The 23,404-nt window shown below is 39.9% G+C and carries 16 protein-coding genes; 3 read left to right on the forward strand and 13 right to left on the reverse strand.

All coding sequences use genetic code 11. The features are described from left to right. Positions 1-316: 316 nt before the first annotated feature. Positions 317-853, reverse strand: coding sequence for a thioredoxin family protein (locus tag VB836_RS25415; protein ID WP_323223687.1), 537 nt, complete (start codon positions 851-853; stop codon positions 317-319). Positions 854-1,021: 168 nt separating this feature from the next. Continuing rightward, positions 1,022-1,936 (reverse strand): agmatinase, encoded by a 915-nt coding sequence (gene speB, locus VB836_RS25420; protein WP_323223689.1) that lies wholly within the window; start codon positions 1,934-1,936, stop codon positions 1,022-1,024. Positions 1,937-2,181: 245 nt separating this feature from the next. Here speB and VB836_RS25425 point away from each other — a divergent pair, with 245 nt between their 5' ends. Continuing rightward, the gene (locus tag VB836_RS25425) at positions 2,182-5,571 is read left to right on the forward strand and encodes a CHAT domain-containing tetratricopeptide repeat protein (RefSeq protein WP_323223691.1); all 3,390 of its coding nucleotides are present in this window, start codon (positions 2,182-2,184) and stop codon (positions 5,569-5,571) included. 39 nt (positions 5,572-5,610) lie between these two features. Beyond that, positions 5,611-7,779: a caspase family protein gene (locus VB836_RS25430; protein ID WP_323223693.1), complete on the forward strand. Its 2,169-nt coding sequence runs from the start codon at positions 5,611-5,613 to the stop codon at positions 7,777-7,779. Between the two features lie 53 nt (positions 7,780-7,832). On the opposite strand, the gene VB836_RS25435 is transcribed toward VB836_RS25430, so the two are convergent. The 10 genes from VB836_RS25435 to VB836_RS25480 all read right to left on the reverse strand — a co-directional run bounded on the left by VB836_RS25435 (position 7,833) and on the right by VB836_RS25480 (position 20,138). Continuing rightward, on the reverse strand, positions 7,833-8,558 hold the full coding sequence (locus VB836_RS25435; RefSeq protein WP_323223695.1) for a hypothetical protein: 726 nt from the start codon (positions 8,556-8,558) through the stop codon (positions 7,833-7,835). Next, positions 8,548-10,944, reverse strand: a complete 2,397-nt coding sequence (locus tag VB836_RS25440; protein ID WP_323223697.1) for a CHASE2 domain-containing protein — start codon at positions 10,942-10,944, stop codon at positions 8,548-8,550. The genes VB836_RS25435 and VB836_RS25440 overlap by 11 nt, the downstream gene beginning before the upstream one ends. A gap of 8 nt (positions 10,945-10,952) precedes the next feature. Further along, positions 10,953-12,284, reverse strand: a complete 1,332-nt coding sequence (locus VB836_RS25445) for a DUF1822 family protein (RefSeq protein WP_323223699.1) — start codon at positions 12,282-12,284, stop codon at positions 10,953-10,955. A gap of 64 nt (positions 12,285-12,348) precedes the next feature. Continuing rightward, a complete protein-coding gene (locus VB836_RS25450) occupies positions 12,349-13,740 on the reverse strand; it encodes a hypothetical protein (RefSeq protein ID WP_323223702.1) in 1,392 nt (463 codons plus the stop codon). 129 nt (positions 13,741-13,869) lie between these two features. Then, positions 13,870-14,661: a calcium-binding protein gene (locus tag VB836_RS25455; RefSeq protein ID WP_323223704.1), complete on the reverse strand. Its 792-nt coding sequence runs from the start codon at positions 14,659-14,661 to the stop codon at positions 13,870-13,872. 101 nt (positions 14,662-14,762) lie between these two features. Beyond that, on the reverse strand, positions 14,763-15,695 hold the full coding sequence (locus VB836_RS25460) for a C69 family dipeptidase (RefSeq protein WP_323223706.1): 933 nt from the start codon (positions 15,693-15,695) through the stop codon (positions 14,763-14,765). 170 nt (positions 15,696-15,865) lie between these two features. Then, positions 15,866-16,042 carry a hypothetical protein gene (locus VB836_RS25465; protein ID WP_323223708.1) on the reverse strand — a complete coding sequence of 59 codons (177 nt, stop codon included), beginning with the start codon at positions 16,040-16,042 and terminating at the stop codon, positions 15,866-15,868. 74 nt (positions 16,043-16,116) lie between these two features. Then, the gene (locus VB836_RS25470) at positions 16,117-16,887 is read right to left on the reverse strand and encodes a hypothetical protein (RefSeq protein ID WP_323223710.1); all 771 of its coding nucleotides are present in this window, start codon (positions 16,885-16,887) and stop codon (positions 16,117-16,119) included. Positions 16,888-16,928: 41 nt separating this feature from the next. Continuing rightward, on the reverse strand, positions 16,929-17,924 hold the full coding sequence (locus VB836_RS25475; protein WP_323223712.1) for a hypothetical protein: 996 nt from the start codon (positions 17,922-17,924) through the stop codon (positions 16,929-16,931). 12 nt (positions 17,925-17,936) lie between these two features. After that, positions 17,937-20,138 carry a hypothetical protein gene (locus tag VB836_RS25480; RefSeq protein ID WP_323223714.1) on the reverse strand — a complete coding sequence of 734 codons (2,202 nt, stop codon included), beginning with the start codon at positions 20,136-20,138 and terminating at the stop codon, positions 17,937-17,939. 270 nt (positions 20,139-20,408) lie between these two features. Between VB836_RS25480 and VB836_RS25485 the strand changes: the two genes are divergently transcribed. Then, positions 20,409-21,773: a cytochrome P450 gene (locus VB836_RS25485; protein WP_323223715.1), complete on the forward strand. Its 1,365-nt coding sequence runs from the start codon at positions 20,409-20,411 to the stop codon at positions 21,771-21,773. A gap of 114 nt (positions 21,774-21,887) precedes the next feature. On the opposite strand, the gene VB836_RS25490 is transcribed toward VB836_RS25485, so the two are convergent. Beyond that, positions 21,888-23,396 (reverse strand): site-2 protease family protein, encoded by a 1,509-nt coding sequence (locus VB836_RS25490; RefSeq protein WP_323223717.1) that lies wholly within the window; start codon positions 23,394-23,396, stop codon positions 21,888-21,890. Positions 23,397-23,404 lie beyond the last annotated feature (8 nt).

Here is a 23,404-nt window from a genome sequence, read left to right on the forward strand (position 1 = left end):
TTGCATCGATTAGATGCTGGGTTTTTCAACTGGTTGAATACCCTGCCAGTAGAGTTATTATAGCATTTGAAAGAGCCTTATATCCCCATACCTAAAAGGTAGGGGCGTGTGCGGCAATTTTTGGTAACAAGCTGTTGGATGTTAAAACATCCCTAAAAAGGATGATGATTTGATTTGGGCGAGCATTGCCTTCACAATAAGATACCAGAAAGCGCATCTCTGCTTTCAGCTTTTTTTCACTCAGCCCGATCAGCCACTCGAACCTGCCGCTTTGCTGCCGACTTCTCCTGAGTCCCGTTCACCGACTCTCGGTTAATTATCGCCACTGAATTGACTCACCCACGGCTTCGGTGATCGAAGGTTCGATCACTTCTCCCTGAAGCAATTGGGCGATCGCCTGTTTGAGATAGGGCCTACTGATTGACTCGGCTGAGTCTGGGTTATCATCAATTTGGCCACGATAACAAATAATGCCCTGTTGATCCAGTAAGAAGGCTTCTGGAATGACACGCGCCCCAAAGCAATTCGCGACATCTTGAGTCACGTCCCGAATATAGGGAAAATTCAGGTGATTGCCTTGGGCAAATTCCTTCATTTTCTCAAAATTGTCTTCTGGAGATCGGATCGCATCATTGGCGTTAATCCCCACCAGAGTGACACCTTGATCCGCATACTCCTGTTGAAGCTGTTTGAGACGCTCAAGATACAAAAGCACACTAGAGCATTGGTTCGACATGAAAATCACAGCAACTGCCCTATACCTCTCTAAATATCGAGCTAAATGATGCACCTCGCCATCTACTCCAGGCAGTTCAAAATCAGGAGCATAACTATTAATTGCAGTACCCTTCATGTTTAGACGTATTGCCAAATCTCTATCACAACAATAAACCAGCACGTACTCGTTTCAGTAGACCGATGCTCTAACCCCTACTTTAACTCACAATCTGAAAATCCCCTAATTCGTGACAGGGGAGGCGGGGGAAGTGGGGGAGAATCACAACAATTGCATTAAAAATCTCTACTGGAGTAAACCTGTCGCTAGGGCATGATATCCAATTAATTTATAAGTCAGTTTTGCGGATGTAAATTCAGAAACCACACAATCTGCTACAGGCGCCAACTCCATGACATCACAGCCAATAACAGTATGAGTGGTAAATAAACGCCGCAAAAACGCCAGTAAACCATACCAACTCAATCCTCCCGGTTCGGGTGTGCCGACTCCGGGCATGGAACTAGGGTCAATTCCATCTAAGTCTATCGTGAGAAAGACTCGTTTTGTGGGAATTGCGGCGATCGCTTTTTCGATCCAGTCAGGTTGAGTGGCGATGTCTCGCGCCCAAAATATGGGGAGTTGTTTTTCTTTGATTAAATTGGCTTCTTCGAGACACAAACTGCGAATTCCCACTTGAACTGTGGGTAGTCCCATCTCAACGACTCGCCGCATCACACAAGCATGATTGTGGATTGTCCCTTCATATTCATAGCGTAAGTCGCCATGAGCGTCAATTTGAACGACGGTAAACGGTTCATCGGACAGTTGTTGATACCCGGCAACGACTCCTGCGGTAATACTATGTTCACCGCCCAAGGCAATCACAAATTTACCGGAACTTGCCAAATCATAAACGGTTTGTTGGGTAACTTGCAGCATTTGTTCAGAAGAAACCGTTTGGCTGCGAGTATCAGCGATGGGAGAATGGGTGTAAATTCCCACTGCAAAACAGACTTCGCACTGGAGTTCGTCATCGTAGCATTCAAGCTGATGAGAGGCATCTAATAGGGCTTCTGGGCCGTTTTGACAGCCTTTGCGGTAACTGGTTGTTGCTTCAAAAGGAATCGGTAAAATGGCAATCTGGGCGGTTTCGGCGTCGGGTACAATTTCTGAGCCTAAAAAATCAACGAGGGAAGTTGAGGTTTGGGTTGATGTCATCGGGGTAATCAATCGGTAACTAGGGGTTGAATAATATCACCCTAGATTTTGACATATTCATACCCCATCGAGAGCTAATTGAGCAATAAAGGGATACGGTTGCCCCTGTTGGCGGCGATTCTATCATTTCCGGATTGAAAATCCATCGAATACTTGCTAGAGTTTTTATAGTCAATTCATAACAGCTTCCGAACATCTGTCAACCAACAATCATTCAATGATCGCTTTGATTAGGGAATTCAATCGTGTATAAAATTATCACCGTAGGCAAAGTCATTTTGGGAAGTTTTTTGATTTCTGTTCCTTCAATTGTCTTGCCCCTGGGTTGGGGTTTTAGAACTTCAGTTGCACAAGCTCAAACCATCCAGTACCAACTTGATGAAGAACTTAACTTCAAGTCTGAATTAAAACCGATAACGTCTAACGAATTTTGCGATCTCGATAGTACAATCTCTAACTTTCAACTCGGTCAACTGCAAGGGGATTTTCAAAAATGGCCGGAGGTTGAAGATTTTATGATTAACCAGATGTCAAAAGATTTGAAGAAGATTTTATTAACTTTCGCGGCGTTTGAAAAATCCTTTGTATCTAGTTTCTTAGAGGCCATAAATGAATCCCTCATAATAGAAAACTTCTTTACCACAGTATTGGTTGGCGGTAACGTTAAACAAGTCTTTGTTGATTTTCCAAAGTTATTTGCCAATACTCTCGCTAATTTTGGCGTGGCTTTCCTGTTCAATCAAATTATTCAACCCGGTCAGAAGAAAAAGCTAGCCAACTTAATGAATGAAGCTTATAACCTGGGCAACTATTACTACAACTTGAGACAATCCGACAGAGCATTTAAATTATTTGGTATCAGTATAGGATCGGCATCTAAGCTTGAAAATGACTTGATTACAATCCGAGCATTAAATCAAACTGCAAGTATTGCTAATGATTTAAAATACTATGACGTAGCCTTAGCGCAATACGCTCAGACCTTGAATATTTCTCAAGAGCTAGGCGATGGGATAGAAGCTGGAAATTCCCTTAACCAAATCGGAGAAATTTATAAACAAAAGTCGGATTATAAACAAGCTTTAGAAGCTTTTCAAAAAGCTTTGCAAGCGGTTCGAGAACCCAATCAAACTCGAATCACACTGGAAGAAGATGAGGATAAAAATCTACAACTCAATGAAAAGGTTGTTGAAGGAGAAATTCTAAACAATCTCGGCGAACTGTATAATCAGAGAGAAAAATACAATCAAGTAATTGATTATTCTCGCCAAGCAATAGCTCTTGCTCAGGAAGCTTCCGACCGAAAAATCGAAGCAAAAGCGCTCAATAACTTGGGAGTAGCTTACAAAAATCTCGGCAAATTTACCGAAGCACTAGAGGCTCATAAACAGGCTTTAATCATTTATCAAGAGATTGCCGATCCGGCTGAACTAGCCCAAACTCAAACCCATCTCGGGAGTGTTTATAATAGCTTGGGAGAATATGCTCAAGTTGCTCAACTTCATCAAAACGCGATCGCAACGGCTCAAGCCATTAATAACCCAGAACTCCAAACCAATATTTTCAGTAATATTGGTTACTTTTATAATAGTATAGGACAAGATGATCAAGCTTTACAATACCATCAACTAGCGTTAGAGATTGCCCGAGAAATTGAAAATACTTTTCTAGAAGGACGGGCTTTAAACGACATTGGAAATATTTATACACAACAGGGAAAATACGATGAAGCGTTGAATTTTAATCAGCAGGTTTTAGCCCTTGCTGAACAATCAGAGATTCAACAACTAGAAGCAATCGCCTTAAGCAGTATTGGTCGCATCCAACAAGAACAGGGGCAATGGATGGAGGCATTAGAATCATATCAAATCGGTCTTGTTCTTCAGCAGCGATTAGAAAATCGGGCTGGAGAAGCGGCGATATTAGCTAATTTAGGAGAGGTTTATATCAATCGACTGAGCTACGATAAAGCTCTAGAGTTACTGCAACAATCTTTATTAATTTATCAAGAAGCAGGTGACAAAGCTGGCGAAGGATTTACGTTAAATTTGATCGCCTCAGTCTACAATAGACAGGCAAAATATGCGGAAGCAGAACAAACATTATGGAAGGCGTTGAAAGTTCTAGAACCGCTACGAACCGACTTGAGCGACACGCAAAAAATTTCGATTTTTGATACCCAAGTTTCGACCTATTCTAGATTACAACAAGCCCTAATTTATCAGAATAAAATAGAGACTGCATTAGAAGTTTCCGAACGAGGACGTGCCAGACCTTTAGTTGAACTTCTGTCAGAACGATATAATCAATCCACATTTACATTACCCGATCTGGCAAAAATTCAACAAATTGCTAAAACTCAAAATGCAACCTTAGTACAGTATTCAATTCTCTACGAGCAAGTTCAACTTGACGGTCGAGTTCAATCCAAAGAATCCGAACTGTATATTTGGGTAATCAAACCGACAGGTGAAGTCGAATTTCGTCAAACCAATCTCCGACCCCTTTGGCAACAAAAAACCTCTCTTTCGGGATTAGTTCAAATCAGCCGTCAATCGATAGGAGTAGAGCGTCAAGCCTTACAATTTGTAGAGAACCAAGAGAGTTCGATAGACTCATCTACACCCCAACAAAATTTACAACAACTCCATCAACTTTTGATCGAACCCATTGCCGAACTGTTACCCACTGATGAAAATGAACGAGTTATTTTCATTCCGCAAGGTGAGCTATTTTTAGTTCCTTTTCCGGCGTTAAAAGATGCTGAAAATAACTATTTAATTCAAAAACATACAATTCTCACTGCACCTGCAATTCAAATCTTAGAACTGACTCAACAACAGCGCCAAAAAGTATCAGGTCAGGATATATTAATTGTAGGCAATCCCACGATGCCAACCGTGCCATCACAAACCAATCTTTCCGCAGAGGAAATCACCGCTCAGTTAAGTGATACCCGAGGCGAACAGTTAAGCGATCTTCCGGGTGCGGAAACAGAAGCTAGAGAAATTGCTCGGATTTTTCAGACTGAACCTTTACTCAAAGATGACGCCACCAAAGCTGCTGTATTAAGAAAAATGCCTTCCAGTCGAATTATTCATCTGGCAACTCATGGACTACTGGATAATTTTGGTTTGGGAATACCCGGAGCAATTGCTTTGGCGCCCGATACATCAATCCCTGAGAATTCTACAAACAATTCTAACTGTTTATTGAAGACCAAAAACTTGACTGAAAGCTATTGGGTTGATATAATTTCTTATTTAGCAAATCCTCCCAAAAAGCTTTTAAACTTCGATGGCTTTCTCACTTCTAGAGAAATTCTTGACCTAAAATTAAATGCGGAATTAGTGGTTTTAAGTGCTTGTAGTACCGGAGGTGGAGAAATTACAGGAGATGGTGTTCTGGGTTTATCTCGTGCGTTTATTGCTGCGGGTGTACCGAGTTTAATTGTTTCGCTGTGGAATGTTAAAGATCAACCGACGGCTGAATTAATGACAGCATTTTATCAAAACCTCAAAGCCAATCCTGACAAAGCTCAAGCTTTGCGTCAAGCGATGCTAACTTTAGCCGAAAAATATTCCGAACAACCCCAATTTTGGGCGGCGTTTACACTCATTGGTGAGGCTCAATAACAACTGAATTTTAAACTTTTAAAATAGGGGAATAGGTTTATGATTAGGCGCCGTCGCTTCCTAGAACTGACAGGTTCTACGACTTTAGCCACTCTCGGACTCAACGCTTATAATCTTCAACAAAAAAGCAATCGCTATGGTAAAGTTATCGCTCAAGATACCCCTCGCAAACTGGCACTTTTAGTTGGAATTAATGATTATCGCTCTTGGCCAAATCTCAAAGGTTGTGTCACTGATGTTGATTTACAGCAGGAACTTTTAATTCATCGTTTTGGTTTCAATCCTCAAGATATTATTCGGCTGACAACAGATTCAAACGATCAAAAACCGACCCGAAGTAATATTTTAACTGCATTTGAAGAACACTTAATTAAACAAGCTCAACCAGGCGATGTAGTCGTTTTTCACTTTTCGGGTCATGGTTCTCAACAGATGGACCCAAACCCAATTCAAGACTGTCCAAATAATCCAATTCCTGCTCAAAGTAATCCCGCAAATAGCACGTTTGTTGTGGCTGATACCGATTCAGCCCCCGATATTATGGGACGAACATTGTTTTTATTAATGTCTCTTTTGAAAACGGAAAATGTGACTGCGGTGCTAGATAGTTGTTATTCTGGCGGAGGAACAAGGGGAATTCATCGAGTGCGTTCTGTCTCAAAAAATGCAAGACTTGTTTTTGAAGAACTCGATTATCAGCAAAGTTTATTAACTCAACTTCAATGGTCTCAAGAAGAATTTTTTCGCCGTCGTTGTAGAGCGCGAAAAGGGGTTGTAATTGCTTCAGCCAGAGCGGATGAAGAGGCGATAGATGCTGATTTTGGTGACTTTCATGCGGGAGCTTTTACTTATTTTATGACTCAATATCTTTGGCAAGAACAGTCTACTGTTGAACGAACAATTACTCAAGTTCGTCGTTCGATTAGGAGGAAATCCAGACAGAATCCGCTTGCGGATGGGACTGAAAATAAACCTGTTTATTTTCAAAAGATTACAGCACCGCCAACCGATGCAGTAGTTACAAACGTTCAGAATAATGGAGCGACGCTTTGGTTGGGAGGACTCGATGAAAACAGTTTAGAAGCCTTTTCGTCGGGTTCAGTTTTTTCGATTTTAGATGAAAATAATCAGTCTACGGGGGATGAAATTCGTTTAGAAAAACGTCAGGGATTAGTGGGAGAAGCGACTTGGCAAAAACCAACGCCTGCGTCTCTCCAACCGGGAACATTATTGCGTGAAAAAAGCCGCACAGTTCCCACAGATTTAAACTTACGCATTGGACTTGATATTTCTATTGCTTCAGACAGCAAAACCGTTGAACGCGCAATTTCTAACATTAAGCGCTTAAAAGTTATTCCCATGCAGAGGGGAGATATTCCCTATCCCGGTGGAGTTGACTATATTTTTAGCCGGATAACTGCTGATATTCAACAACAATTACAGTCTCAAGAATTGACGGATTTACCTCCCATAGGAAGTTTAGGTTTATTCACCCCAGAACTCAATCCAATTCCTAAATCTTTTGGTGAACCCGGTGAAAGTATTCTGGCTGCAATTAATCGTTTAGAGGCAAAATTAAAAGCATTTTTGGTTGTTCGTTTAGTTAAAACAACTCTCAATGCTCAGTCTTCTCAGTTAGCAGTTGATGCCTCTGTTCGTTTAGTTGATCAACCTAATCAAATTTTAGCACGAACCCGCACCCAAAAAGCAAACAGTGAAGATGATTTTGAAAGCTCAATCGCTCAACTTAAATTGAAGCAACCCTTTCAATTTCATGTAAAAAACTACGGACTGAGTACGCTTTATGTGCTGATGATGGTAGTTGATTCTCAAGGTGGGCTTTACATTACTTTTCCGGGAGCGGGTGAGATTTCTGATGAGGAAATGCAACTTTTACCGAATCAAATTCAACAGAGTGAAACCTTACAAGCCGTTGAAATTGTAAGGGGGGAAGCTTTAATCATTGTCAGCCGTGATCCGATGAGTCAAACGATGAATATGTTACGCTCTCTAGCCAGTGAACTGAATCAAAATGAAGGGACTGTTTCACTTCAAGAAGAAAGAACAGATAAAGGAAAAGATAGAGGACTTGATTTTATGAGTAAGTTATTTAATGATTTACGGGAGCGAAGTTCGGGTTCGTCCAGTGGACAGTTAAGTACGACGGATATAGCAACTTTGTCTATTTCCTTTGAGATTTCAGAGTAGGTTCAATTGGCTGATTTGGTAATAATTTCCCGTTCAGCCAATCGTTATCTAATTTAATCTTCGCAAAAGTTATGAGCAAGAACTTGTTGAATACTTTGTTTTAACTCGACGGAAGGATTGGCTACAGAAAAAATTTCTCGTAAAGCATCTGACCACCATCCTTGTTTGGCTAAATAGTGAGCTTTTTCTAAAGAAATTTCTTCAACAGAGGCTCCTTGAGACTGAAGTTGATTTTCTAGCTTTTTTAATTCTTCCTGAATGCGGTTTTGCTCTGGTATAACTTGAAAATAGGTTTGCTTCTTCGGTCCGATGGCTGTCAATCTCCAGTAGTAAACTTTTCCGGGTTTTAAGGGTTCACCTTGATACAAAATATGCGTCTTTCCGTTGGGAATATCAGCTTTCCAAATCGGATCTTTGATGATTTCTGATTCTTCAAATACTTCAATTTTTGTCGCATTTTCTCCATTGCTTTTCCAGAAAAAAAGCGGTTGAGAACTGACAACTTTTACGGGTTCTAAAGCAGCGTTTTCATTATTGCTATCAACCCAAGTTTTAGGCGCAATGGGACAAATTGGTCCTCGACCGCCCCCCGGCTCTTTCTTGCGTTGGAGGAAAAATAAAGGTCCGGTAAAGTGATCGGGTAATTCTATGGATTCAGATTGACGTTTTTGGCTACTTGAAGCAAAAAAAGTTTGTGCTTTCAAAGGTAAAATGGAAGAAAAAACTATCAAGATTCCGGTCGTAATTAAAAGAGTCGAGATTAACTTTTTATTGGTCATCGTTCGATTGTCCTCTACTTACATAAGTCCAAAAAACGACAAGTGGAAAAAAATAGGGAATCAGTATCCCTGGAGACATATAGATTTGCAACCCAACTAATATATAAACAACTGTAGCACCTTTTAAAACTCTAATCCAGTATTTTCGCTGATGAAGGTTTTCTCCCAGAAATAACAGAGTCCCTTTTCCAAAGATTGCTGCTAATCCTATCATCCACGCATCAGGAATGGCAACCACAAATCGCTGTCTCAATATATGATGAACCATATAAGCATGGATTTCTCCACCCGTTATACGGTCTGTGTCTCTCCCCCAAAATTTCACGGCTAGTGGGAGAGAAAAATTATCTTTTCCTTGACAGTTTAATCCCGCTTCTGGATGACCTCCGGGTGCAATAATAATAACTTGTTCATCAATATAGGGGGGAACTTGACCTGTTAGTAAATTCTGGGCGGAAATCGTTTCATAAACTTGAGTCGGTGGAAAAGAATAATCAATAATAGGATGCAGCCATTGAAAAAAACTTGCGGTTAAGGGAAGCTTTAGGTTGTAAATTTTCTGAGTTTTTTTATCCAAATCAACTGTTTCTAAACTTTTCAATAATGTCGCACGCAAAAACTGCTCGTTTTGTAAGTTCGGTTGCAGGAAATCAGCAAAATTTGTGTCAGCCTTAAGCTGATGAATCAGCGCTAAAAGATAGGAAAATGGACAACTTTCTACACAACTACCGTGATTCGGTAAAAGTTCGAGATATTGAGGAAAAAAATAAATATCTCCTTCTAAACTCCAATTGAGACTCGCAATGCGATCGCTAACTCCCAATTGAGGTTCTTCATTTTCAACCGCACCAAAGACAAACCAAGTATTTTGTTGGATGCTATTTCTAACTGCTTGAGCAAGTTTATCTGTATTTTCAGGCTGTTTTTGGTCTTGATCTAAAATATAATCAATTCCGATAGTATGTGCTTTTAGCTGAGACAGTCGAGTAATAAGTTTAGCTAAATAACTATAATTAATCGGACAAATTTCTTGGAATTTTTCTGGGGAAGCTTTGATGGATTCCCGATCGACTTGTACAATGAGTACGGGGGATTTTTGTTCTAGAGGTGAGATAAACTCGGGCTGTATCAGAAAACGATAAATTGCTTGTGCAAAGAGTCTAAATTCAAGTAATTTTTCTTGTACGGGTATTAATAAACTGAAAATCACAATGGTTAACAGAGAGAAAGCTTCCAGAGAACTGGGTAGCCAAAGTTTCCATCCCTGTTGTTTCAAGCGAAATAACTCAGCTTCAGGATGACGAAAAATAGATGGGATGAGATACGCTGAAGGATAGTGAATTCGCTTTTCTTGCTGTTGCAAAAACTCACAAGCATCCTGCATCGCTTCATGGGCGTCTTTAAACTCACTCAAGCTTTGTAAAAATTGCTGAAGAAATTCACCTGCAACTTGATTATGAATCGGTTCGCGCATGACTACAACTTGATTGAGTCCTAAATTAATCAGGGATTCAGCAATATTAATTCCATTGCAAGAGTTAAAAATAGCAAATTGAAGTCCATTTTGTTTGGCTTGTCTGAGTGCGGGTTCAATTTCACGAATAGAAATGGAAAGTTTGGGTGCAATACTAATTTCGCCTCCGGTGAGTTCAGTTTCATTACTATGTCCGGCAAAGAATAGAATATCCCAACCTCGTTTATCAGCTATTGCTTGATACATTATAGACAAAATCGCTTCGATATTTTCGTCTTTTTCCTCATCTTTTTTCCACTCTTTATCTAATCGAATCTCAGCAATATTACTCAACTTTTGTTGAAGAATTTCCCAATCTCCCGTAAAATTGAGTCGGTTATCTTCGCCAAGAATAGCTAAAACTCGAATTTTTCGACGCAGTGGATGTACAGATTCACAAAGAATATTATTCGGTGTACGAGCAATCCGAATTTTTCCAACTGTACCTAAATCTGTGCCGATTTCCCACGTTTCCCAAGGAAGCCGTGCTAATTCTAACGGAGTACAAGTCAAAAATACATCGACTCCTCCGGTTTCAGAATGAATCGCAGTTTGAGCAATTTGACGGCGGATAGCAGCCAATTCAGGACTCAATAACCAGTGATGAAATCGATCTAATAATTTGGCTTGTGCTTGCACAAGAGAAGAACGCCAATCTTGAGAAGAAGGGGTGATCTTGACAATTTTTTTCACCCTTCCCCGCAGGTGTTGATAATAATTAAGATAGGCGTTTTTCCACTGTTTATAAAGTTCGATTAATTCTGGAGAATATTCTAGCTGACTCGTGAGTATTTGTCCTTTTCCCCAAGAGAGTTCAAAATCGCATAAAGAAGCAATTTGACGAATTCTCAGCTTAAATGCGGTGCGGTTCATGTTGTCAGTTAATTAATAATCTCTGAGTTGGGTGAATTGCGATATTCAAATAATCGAGAAACTTGTATTTCTCCATCTGTTGTCGTAATAGTTACGAGGAATTTTTCATCATAGGTTCCTTCTATTTGTGCTAACAAGTAACTTTGATTGTGTTGAGAATCGAGTTTTTCTTCTGCTAAGATTCCGGTTTGATCGCTAATTCTTAACTCAATTTCAGGTAAAGAGGGTTGACCGGGAATAGGAGTGACAATCAAAAATAATGTCCATTCTTCCTGGGAATCTGCCAGTGACCAACTGAGTGGATATAACCGTATTTTATTGAGGATATCTTGATAAGCACCAACCGCTTCTTCAGGAATTTCTACCCCAAAATTATCTCGAATTTCATTAAAAATATTTGCTTCAAAAGGAGATGATGATGTTAGGTTTTGCCGAAAAACTCCCATAGGTAATGGTTGCCATGATAGTTCTTGTGCGAGTTCATTGACTTGAGACTGCAACCATTGTCCGACATTAAGGGCTTGTTGAGTGAGAATTTGTAATAAATCGGATAAATAAGTCGTTTGTTGTGGGGTATTTTCTGAATTAGAATGATGCAACCAGTTGAGTAATTCCGGATGGGTTAATAGCACAGATCCTTGTTCCCAACTGAGGCTATTCCATAAGGGACGAGATTGCAATTGTAGCAATTGAGTAGCGAGTTCGTCACGAATTTGAGAGAGTTCTGCTTGGCGAGTTGAGGGGATAGCAGGTAAGGGAATTGTTGCAGGTTTTAAACATTGCAAATACAGCAGCAACTCATCAGGTTGGGGGTTAAACCATTCCTTCTGTAAGGAATAAGTCCAGTCAATTTGAGGTTGTAATTGAGGGTGATAGGAGTTGAGTTGATCGTAACGTATAAATCCTAAAATTGCCGCAACTTCTAAGCTTTCGTCTATTCCCACGATCACATAAAAATGGGCTGTAAATTCGGGTAAATCAAGGATAGCTCTAGGAACATTTACTTCCGAATCACTCCAGTAATTTGTCGGAATCAAACAGACTTTAAACTCTCCAACTTGTAAGTGACAAACAACATCTAAAATATTAGCATAAGCAGGTTGCATAACGGAAGCTTTTTCTACAATAATCGTTAGCTCAGGTTCCCGTTTTTTCAACCAATCTTCAAAGCCAAACAATGCTAATAGCTGTAAATAAATTTGCCATTGCTGAGTTGATTTGTTAAGCTGTTGACTGAGTTCTAAAGCTTGGTCAATCTTTTCTGAATTGAGTGAGATGATTTCGGCTTCTTCTGCAAATTCAATTAAGTCATCAGTTAAATCGGTGATATAACTTGTCATTTTAATTCCTCCTAATTGGTGAAAATATAGATTAAATTTATCGCTTTTTCCTACAAAGTCTATTTTAGCATTGAAAATTGTAGGATTTATCGAGATATTCACAGATTAGTTTTGAAAGCTGACTTCGCTCTTTCCGTTTTTCTAAAGGTGTTTGAACTTCTTGACTGTGGCGATTAACAATTTTAGAAATTTCTTCTCCCAAAATATCTTGTACTTTTGATTCTAAGTCTAAAAGTTGCTCGGGACTCACATAATTTTGTGCAAGTTTAAAAACGCGATCGCATAAGCATTTTAAAGTTGTTCGACCGATATCGTTGCGTAATGCTTTTAATTGAAGTAAACGAGTTACATTTGTTTGGTCATTGAACTGAAGTTGATAAGCGATCTGACTCATCGATATTTCGCGACAATGAAATAAATGCAATGCTTTGAGAAAATTATCCGTCTTTATTTGGGCTTTTTGTTGTGCTTTTAGAGTGTTTTTTTGACCCTGATAATAGGTAATACGACCTTGAATAACTCGCCCGACTGCATGAGTTAAGCAAGCTTCAATCTGCTGACGATAAGCAACAGCAAAATCTTCTTGTTTTTCGGTTTCAGAGTCTATTTTACAAGGGAAATCAACCTCAACCAAAGTTTCTATTTTCTGAATTTCAACCTGTCCTTTTGTTAAGCGGTAAATCCGTTCTTGTCGCAAGAGTTTTGCTAAGTTTTGCAACTGTTCTAAGATCTCTTCCGGAGAATATTCACAAACGTTTGATAACAATTTTGCCATTTCAGACAACTGCTCTAAAGTTGGAGCCGGATAGGGTTTAGTGGAAGCAGATCGCCGTTGATTTAAAAGTTGGTTTCGATAAACACTATGATAAGAATTGAGCAGTTGCAAGGCATTTTCAATTTCGGTATCAGTGCGTTGAAACTCCGATAATAGACGTTGCAATTTTCCCGGAGAAGTCCGATTCAAAATCAACCAATCTGTTATCTGTTCAATCCCATGTTCAAGGAGAAATTGTTTAATTTTCTGATCCGTTTTGAGAACAGGATTTGTCCAAGTTGAGAGGGTTCCTTTTTCTGGATCGAAGTTTTGAAGAATGCGACTATAAAGAGATTCAGGATGCAGCGTTGGGGCTTGGCTTTTTGGAGCATATTCAAGAACTAAAGGGAAAATTTCATCAGAAGTAAAATTATGATTTTGACCAAATTTGTTTTCGAGTTCTAGACAAATATCTCGGATTTGATTAGAGATAAAACAGCACAGACAAACTTCTGCTAGTTGAGAAAATTTACTCTGATGCCATTGTACCAGTTGACGTTGAATCTGAGCATGACACTCTGAATGATCTAGTTTACCAAAGTGTTCTAGAACAAAAGCTTTTGCAGCTTCTACTTCTTGAATTTTACATTTCCCAAAACTGTCAACTTTCACCCACAACCAGTATCTTGATAGCACACTCATACCATTTTTCCTAACGCTTCGCCTCAGATTTTTAAGCAGTACATCAACTGTAAACAATGACCTCTAGCTTGTCAAGCTCAAGAAATGATCCCCTGGTTTTTAGGAGAGCCTGAATTGATTTCCGAACGATTAAACCGTTATAAACCTATTTTGAAGTTGTTCTGGGCTTACATTAGGAACAACAGCGATCATTGTTCCCGTAGATGCCTCTCGAATTAAGGTTCCAGAAACGTTACTATTATATCCCGAGAATAGTATACTTGAGGTTTGATCTCCTACAATTACCGAATCTTCTAACGCTTGATTGATATCTAAATTAACTGTAATTGAAACCTCCTGGATTTCTTCTAAAGCAATATTATTAGCCGTTAATCCTCCCGTCAAGCCGAATTGATCGACTCCCACTAAAAAATTTAAAATTAGATCGGCTCTGTTAACATTAAAGACATTGGGTTCTGCCTGAAGTAGATAAAGCTTACGGTTTGTGTCACTGAATAGATTATCTCTTCCGAGGATCATATCTCGCCCTAAATCTCCTGATAAAGTATCATTTCCCCCTCCCTGTCCTCCTATCAAATCATCTCCTTGACCCCCAAAGAGTTGATCGTTTCCCACACCTCCTAGTAAGAGATCATTATCCAAGTTACCCAACAAAACATTATTACCGAATAGGCCAGTCAAAACATCTTTACCCTGACCTCCATATAAAGTATCATTTCCTCCAGAACCTCCATCGATAAAGTCTTCTCCTTGATTGCCAAAAATCAAGTCATTTGAGGATGAACCGAAAACCGAATCATCTCCTTCTAGCATAAAAATACCGTCCGGAAAATCTGTCGCCTGCTGAGAGGTGATGGAAATATCTTCAGAACTAGCATCACCAATCAAACGTAATCCAGATGAGTCAGGTGTCAAAACCATAGTGCAGAGTTCCCCCGTATGAGAATGAATTATTGCTGTTCACTCTCCTCTATTTGCAACCGGGTGGAAGTTATGCAATTTTGGTAAATTGTGATTTTCTTCTAAAGCTGTGCGAATGTATTGCTAAAGGTTTTCTGCTTGTATTCTTGTTCACAGGGATGAGGCTGTTCGATGAACCAATGTTCACATCTGTCTAAAGAGAGAGAAGAAATTTGACTTCCGGTGGTTTCAAATTTGCCGTGCATACAAACATTGCCTTTATGATCGCGTAAAATGGCTTGAGCGGTATCGAGTGTAAATTCACCTTCGTTAAGTTGACACAAGAGTTGAACCCGTCCTTCTCGCGAGTCGTGAGAGGGAACCTGTACCCCACCTTCGGAAAAAATCTGAGCAAAATCAAAATCTTTTTCTCCTTTGCACCATCCCATTTCTATCGCGTAAGGAATCAGTTGAGGATGTCGTAAATCGCCTTGATTGCGGATACTTAAATCATTAGAAATTGAACGAGTTCCGCTTGTAACCTGTTCGGCTATCCAATATTGACCTGCTGTTTCTAAAACCCATGCTTCTGTCGGGTCAGCTATTATAAATGAGTTGTGATAAATCAGGGCAAAATGTTCGGCACTGTTTCCCCCTTGTCCATATTGTTCTAATAATTCTACTATACAATTTAGGGCTAAACTGGCAGTAGGGGAACGTTCTAGGGCGAGTCGCAATAAATCCATCCCCAACAAACCCGCACTATAATAAGGTTCAGTCGTCCAAACCGCTTCATTTCCGATGACAACTCCACACTCATTTGCACCCATTTCCGCCCCCCACATCCAGCGAGGTTTTGATAATATTACCGCTAATGTTTGGTTAACTTGAGGAATAGAAAGATAGGTACATTCTACTAATTCACCGGGAGGATGAGTCGTCGCGGGAATTGTCACCACATCTTGAATTTCTCCTTGTGGGCGATCGCTATTTTTCCCAAAAATCACATCCCCATTGAGGGTAGCATCGCTTAAGGCAACGAAGGTATCGCACATTGCAACAAATTCCCCTGAATTTAGTCTTTACTTATTTTGTCTCGTTCACCTGTCGATCTACAGTCCCAAATATTAATGTTTTCTTTAAATTTTTGGCTGGACTCCAATACTCTTGATTTTTGATTCATTTCATAATGACTTAAGTCCGGTTTTAATTAATTCTGACAAAATCAGAAATTGTCAAAATCCTGCCAATCCTGAAGATTGGTTTGAATCCGATTTACAGAATTTTGCAGTTCTTTTAACAAACTGTCTATTTTCTGGATAAACTCTCGTTCTTCGGCGTTTAATTTCCCCTTTGCCGCTTGAATTTCTAACTGTGACTTGGAAAGCAGAAACCGAATCAAAGGATCTAGATTAGATAAATTTTCTACCTGTAAACTTGTTAATTTTTCAAAAATATCCAGATAATTTGCAAAGTTTAAATCGCTAGGGAAATCAGTATAATTGCTAGGATTATCGCTATCGTTAATGCGGCTTGAGTCGTTGTTTTTTTTTGTTTAGACAGAATGAGTCTAGAAGTTGGAGAGGCTAACAATTGATTGCTATGGGGGATAATTTCCCATTCTTCATTTTCTATTCTATCAGATAAACCCCGCCAGACTCCCGACAGACTTAAAGCAGATTTGGCTTTTAAGGTCGTGATAATGATCAAAAAACCATCTCTTAAAGGAATAGAATAGTTTTGCAGTTCTTCAGCTAATTCTTGGCGTAATTTGGAGGAATTTTTACCCAGTTTACAAACGGTTTTTGCTGGCTGTGATTCTATCTTTTCTGGTGATGCTAACTGTTCAATTGCGTTTTTATTAACTTGAAAACCGTATTCTGCGCCGATGTTAATAGCCCGATCAATTTCTAATTCTAGTTCATTTTTTAACGCCAGAATAGCGAGAGAACGCAATTTTTTTTCGGCTTCTTCTGAGTTATAATCAACCCAAGCGATAGAATTTCTCACAGAACGCCCCATAAAATCTGCACGTTCTTCTCTGGCTTTTAATCCCGTTACAAGTAAGACAAATTCCGAATTTTGACGGGCGAGAATCATGGAAGGTTTTTGATGATCGATAACGGTTTCAACAGGTACTCTTTTAAAAATCGGTGGAGTTTCACGAATTAGACTCTCTGTTTTGATTTTAAACCAAGAATAATCTTGATCTTCTTTTTGACCTCGACTCAAAATGTAAATAGTCATCGTTTGTTCCTCTAAATTTTCAAACTCGGTTTACATCTATTTTAAATCTTTAACCATTGTTCACCTTTCAAAACCACAAAACCCTCGCTGGTTTTACAGCTATTAGCAAATTGTTTAACTGCGGTTCTCAGGTAAGCATCCCGGCTAAACCAATCTCGCAAAAAGTTAAAAATTCCCCAACTTTTTGAACGATCATCAAAATGCAATTTTAGCAAAAATCGCAAAAGATATCTGAGAGGTTGTTCGCTATCTTTCGGACTATATTGAGCATCGTGTCGGGTTTTCCGAAAGTAGAAATGAGGATTTTTGTTTTGATCGTATTCAACCCGAGAAAAGATCACACTTCCCACCGTTTGAACGGGAGTAATAACACTCGCTATCCAAGGGCTAACTTTCTCAGAATCAAAATATTGAATTAAATTTTCATAACTCTTTTTAACCCGTTCTATTAACTCTTTTGACTGTTTTTCATCTTTTAAATATTTCTCGCACTTGATTGGAGCAAAAATCACCAACCGGGGGGAATCTAAGCCTTGATAAGCGGCATTGAATAAGTCTTTAATTTGTTGGGGTCGATTAACTTTTTCGTTCAAAATCCCTTTTGGATCTTCCATCAAGGCCGGAGCGTCAATTGCAATTAAAACCGCTACAGATTCTCGCAACAGTGTTCTGACAAATTCTCTTTCTTCTTTGGAGGCTTTGCTTCCCAAATAGCCGCCCGGATAATCTCTAAACCGCAGTTGTAAGGAAGGTTTCTCTCCTTTTCGACCCAAACCAAAGGTAAAAGAACGCAAAGAATCGGGGCCAGAAATGGCTTCTGTTCCTTGAATTCCCATTCTTCCTCTCGGTTCAAATACATCCAGTAAACTCTTGAGATCGACTAAGTTATCTTGCAAAATTGCCGAGCTTTCATCATCGGGAGTTAGCTGTAAATCCGTCGAACCTATATTACTCTCAAACTGCTCATACATGGCGGTGAGAAGTGTTGTTTTACCGACTCCACTGGGGCCGAGCATTGTAATTTTAAGTTCCTTCATTTGTATCCTAAATTAATCCAAAAACGTCATTAAATTTAACTGGTTGGCTGCCGTTGCTCGTTCAACAGAATCCATCCATTCTCGTCGAGTTCGTGTCCGTTCTCCCAACTGTTCAAATTCGTTAGGCCAAACATCGTGACGAATTTCTTCTAAGAAAATACGCCATTCATTTTTTACTTCTTTCGCTCGCAAGACTCGATCCATAAATTCTTCTACGATAGCAAATCCGGCTTGACTCGGTTCGGCTAATAAATCATCTAAGGCTCGTTCGCATTTATAAACGGCTTCTGCTTGCAGAGATTTGAGACAATTTAAGACTTCTTGAGCGTTGGGAGAAGGAGAAAGTTGCAGGGAGGTTTCATCGGGAGTTAAATCATCAAGATGTTGGCGGATTCGGTGTTGAATTAAACCTCGATAGGAGAGTTCAAAGTCGGCTAAAATTTTAAAGCCTCGCCACAATTCACTGGGTTTATTTTCGACGATTTCTTCGGGAATCAGTTCGGAAATTTTTTTCAGGAATTCTACCCCGGTACTCTCGGTTAAACTGCCCAAACGACCCCGCTCTATTAACACTTGAGCGACTTGAGATTTTACCCGATCTAATCCTCGTTTTAACCCTTCATCTAGGGATAAAAAATGTTGAGATAAATGGGAGCGAACTTCGTTGAGATATTCATAATAAGCGTTGGGATAGCCGCCCACACCATCACGCTTGCGATTAATTTCGGCTTCGGTGGGAATACCCGCATCTTCTCGACAGGCTTTAATAGTGTTTTCTACTTGTTGCTTGAAGTCGGCATCTTGTACATCCCGTTGTTCTCTGAGTTCTCGCAAAAGGGCTTCTAAACCTGTGGTTAAATCTTCCCAAAGTCGATCAAATAAGGTCACAAATAAGGGAAACCAATTGTCGCGTCCGGTGACTCGTTCTAGGGCTTTTTCGGCTTTTTCGAGTTCGGAAGAAACGGTCTTTTGCAGTTGAATTAAACGGTCTTGAGTTGAGGAGGCGTATTCAGCATCTAAAGCCGACATTTTAATCGCTAAATAGTTGATAATTGGCTCTAGAATTTGTTGGTTGACGGTTTCTACATCCGCACAGTTTGCAATAATATGATCGACCACATATAAATGCTTTTCTTCGCGAGTATTTGCCAGGTCTTGACAATAGAGGGAGTTGTCGGTAATTAAGGAATTATTATCTGTACGATTGAGAACAAGAAATGACCAAAGTTTTATGGGAAGTTCGGTGAGTGCAGAACTGGCAATATCATACAGTTTAACATCAACATCTGCCCAATATTCTCTCGGAGGTCGGGGCATTCTCACGAATAAAACAATATCCACATCTTGTCCGAGGGTTTTGATTAATCGTTCTTCATCTCCGAGTCCAGTATCACCCAATCCCGGCATATCAATTAAAGCAATTTGTCCGACATCGGAGTTGGGAAAAGTACAAACAATTTTGGCTTCTCGAACGGCTAAATAATTTACATGAACACGATTTCCACTGGGATCATCTTGAGCAATATATTCTCGAATTTGAGACTTGGGAATGCGACGGGGCGAAGGTTCGCCAAACAGATGACGGTATTTTTCGAGGTTTGTATGATATCGACGCAAGTGTTCATACATCGCCCCACATTCGGCTTGTTTAGAGAGGTTTATCGGTAAATCTGGAAGCGGTTGGGTGGCAAATTCTTCTAAACTTAAAGGTTTGGCTCCTAGATAAAGTTTATCGTAATAAGGGGCAATTATTTCTTGTAAAAAACTTCGCTCGGTATGAAACCAAACTTCTCCATAAGTATCAACGCTGGGATTATGGTAAATTGTACTGCGAACTCCGGTACAATGTTGGCGATCGCCTGTGGGAATTTCCGAGGTTGTTAGACCGGATAAACTTTGTAATAAACGGCTTTTTCCTTGTCCGGCTCGTCCGACTACACCAATATTGAGAGTATTACGAGAAAAACGGGATTTGAGTTGATTTAAAGCCAGCAATTCCGATTCAATACTTCTGATAATTAACGAGCAATCAATTTCTTTTAAATCTCCGCTTACATAGGAATCATTAACTGTTGTCAGAAGGTGATTTCGGTGTTCTTGAAGACGTTCAAATTGAGTGGAAAGTGATCGAAGATTCTTCTCAACTTTTTCGATTCTCAAGGCGAGAGGCTGACGTTGGTTAATAATGCTGGCAATCTGGGCAGCTCTATTCATGGGGATGGCTTTCGGATTCCAGGATGATGCAATTGATCATAACTTAAATTTGGCAAACTTGTGTATATTATCGTTAAATTTATTGATCGTGCGTTTTATTGATTTATAAAATTATATCACATTTTATCGATTGATTCCCCAATCAAAAATGCTTGAAAATTCCTTCGCTGTTTTTAAGTTCCGGTTTAACTTTCCGATCTTCCCTAGATAGAATATTTAAAATGTGTAACAGTAGAAGAATAAAAGACCCTGAATACAGGAGCATTGCAGATGACGACAACTACACCCTCACCGACTGCAAAAACTTTTAAACAGCTTCATCTTGTCAAAACCCCTGCTTGGTGGCAAACAGCACGAGCGCTTTTTAATCATTTAGACTATCTTGAAGAAAGTCGGGCGCGTTACGGAGATAATTTTGGCGGCGCATCAACAGGCTTTCCAAATTATGCCATATTTAGTGATCCAAAAGCGATTGAACAAATTTTTACACTGAACCCAAGTTGTTTTGATTCGGGTAATAGTAACAAAAGTCTTCAACCTTTATTGGGGGATTTTTCTTTAGTGCTTTTGGATGGGAATACTCATGCTCAACAACGCAAACTTTTGATGCCTCCTTTTCATGGGGAACGAATGAAAGCTTATGGTAAAAGAATGTCTGAAATTACCCAGCGAGTGATGCAATCTTTGCCGAAAGATAAACCGTTTCAAATGCGAAATGTAACACAAGAAATCACTTTGAGGGTGATTTTGAATACGGTTTTTGGCTTAGATCAAGGTGAACGCTTTGAACAATTGCGACAACTGCTGAGTGAATGGTTAGATACGTTTAATTCGCCGTTTAAAGCCAGCTTTTTGTTCTTTCCTAACTTGCAAAAAGATTTGGGGGCTTGGAGTCCTTGGGGGCGATTTATACGGCTAAGAAATAAAATTGATCAACTGCTGTATGCCGAAATTCGCGATCGCAAAAATCAACCGATGAGTGAAGATATTCTAAGTTTAATGATGGCGGCGCGAGATGAAAATGGCGAACCGATGAGTGATCAAGAATTACGAGATGAGTTGATGACGTTGCTGTTTGCAGGGCATGAAACAACCGCTTCTGCATTGGCTTGGGCGTTTTATTGGGTTCATTCTCAACCTGAAATTTTAGATAAATTATTGGATGAACTCAGCCAATGTGATCTGGAAACTGATCCGAGTGCAGTGATGAAATTACCCTATTTGAATGCCGTTTGTTCAGAAACTTTGCGAATTTATCCGATTGCTATATTTGCGTTTGTTCGCAAGTTGAAAGTTACGATGGAAATTCTGGACTATCAGTTTGAACCGGGAACACAATTAATTCCCTGTATTTATTTAGTACATCATCGGGAAGATATTTATCCCAATTCTAAACAGTTTCGCCCTGAACGTTTCCTCGAACGTCAGTTTTCGCCCTATGAATTTTTCCCGTTTGGCGGTGGAAATCGTCGCTGCATAGGGTATGCGTTTGCGTTGTTAGAAATGAAGTTAGTGTTAGCGACAGTATTGACTCAAACACAACTCACATTAACTGAAAATCGCCCGATAAAACCTGTCCGTCGAGGATTAACGTTTACTCCCGAAAATGGGGTTCCAATGCGGGTTAAAGCGTAGAGATGGAACTGAAAAAAGGAAAAGAATAAAAACCACAAAGACACAGAGACACAAAGAGGAAATCCGCGTGTTTTTGTGGTGAGTTTTTCGTTAAAACTCTGGATTATCCTAGAATTAACCGCCAATTCCTAAGCGACTGGCTAGGGCTGGAGTTAACGGAAATAGGGTAGCAATCATTAGAAATAATGCTAATAATCCTAACGCTGCGCGAGTATCATCGGGTTCGGTTAATTCGTTTAAACTGGGGCGTTCTAGGTTGCGTTGTAGGATTAAAATAACCACTGCCCAATACAATGCTAGAGAGTTTGCTAAGGAAGCGATTGCCAGTACAATAAAGGTGGCTAATGTTGAACGTCCGGCAATTTTACGCCCATAAATTGCTTGTAGAATGCGTCCCCCATCTAGTTGTCCGGCTGGCATCAAATTAATCGCTGTAATTACTAATCCTAACCAGCCAATAATCATTAAAGGATGAACATCAACAATCGGTTCATTTAATGCTGAACCTAACACCGCTTTGGCTAAGGTTCCGACTAAAACTGATCCTTGAAAATATTCAGTGGGAATTTGAAAGAAACTGCCGGGATGAGATAAAACTAACCCAACTAACAGCATTCCCAGTGAGAGTAAACCGCCGGCTGCTGGCCCTGCTAAAGCGACATCAAATAAAACGGTTCGGTTGGGAAGAATAGATTCAAAACGGTTAAACGCCCCAAAGGTTCCAATTTGAATGGTGGGAATAAAAAACGGCCAGCCAAATTTAACTTGATGACGTTTTGCCATCAGTTGATGAGCAATTTCATGGATAGCGAGAATGGAACATAAACCGATCGCAATGGGTAGAATTTCAGCATAACGGTTAGGTTCAGTAAAAAAGTCAAATCCGAGTAACAAACTTCCCGCTTCAAAGGTGGTGAAAACGCTGACTAATAGTAAAATAATCGCTAAGACCTTTTGGGGAATTGTTGTCGATTGAGGATCGTTTTTACGGGGAAGAACGATAATAACGGGTTTTCCTTCGGGGTTTTCAACTAAAAACAGTCGGAAGCGATCGCCTGTTTGTTGCTGCAAATTCTCGGATAAGCGAGTATAAGCTTTATCGGCGTCGGTTCGCAGGTTTCCTTTGAAGATTACTCCTTCTTGATAGGGTAGAGTTTCGGTGGCGAAGAAAGTATCGATCCCAAAAATACTTTGAATAATTTTCAGATCTTCGGCGGGAATAGGTGTCGGTTTGTCTTGAGAGAGTGAGAGGGTTTCAACAGACTCGACGGGTGTTTTTTCTTCGGGTTTGCTGGGTTTGTCGCTCTCGGGGACGGTAGAATTAGCTTGAGACTCCGAACGTTTTTGCTGATCCTCACTGGCTAAAACCCGCAGTTTTCGACCGAAGATGATGTATAGTCCTGTTGAAGCTAGGAATAAAAAGAGGATACTGGCTAGATTGAGGTAAATTCCGGCAGCCGCCAGTGCAAAAAAGAGCAACCAAGGTGCCATTAAAACCACTGACTGCAACCAAGATAGAACCCCGAGTTTACCATAGGGTTGAGCGCGATAGTAACCCCAACCCACGATTCCCAGGGCAATGAATAGGATGAAAATAGTTGTATTGTCAAACGCAGTAAACATTCTAGACC

The sequence above is a fragment of the Limnoraphis robusta BA-68 BA1 genome (genome assembly GCF_034932365.1).
GTDB lineage: Bacteria > Cyanobacteriota > Cyanobacteriia > Cyanobacteriales > Microcoleaceae > Capilliphycus > Capilliphycus robustus.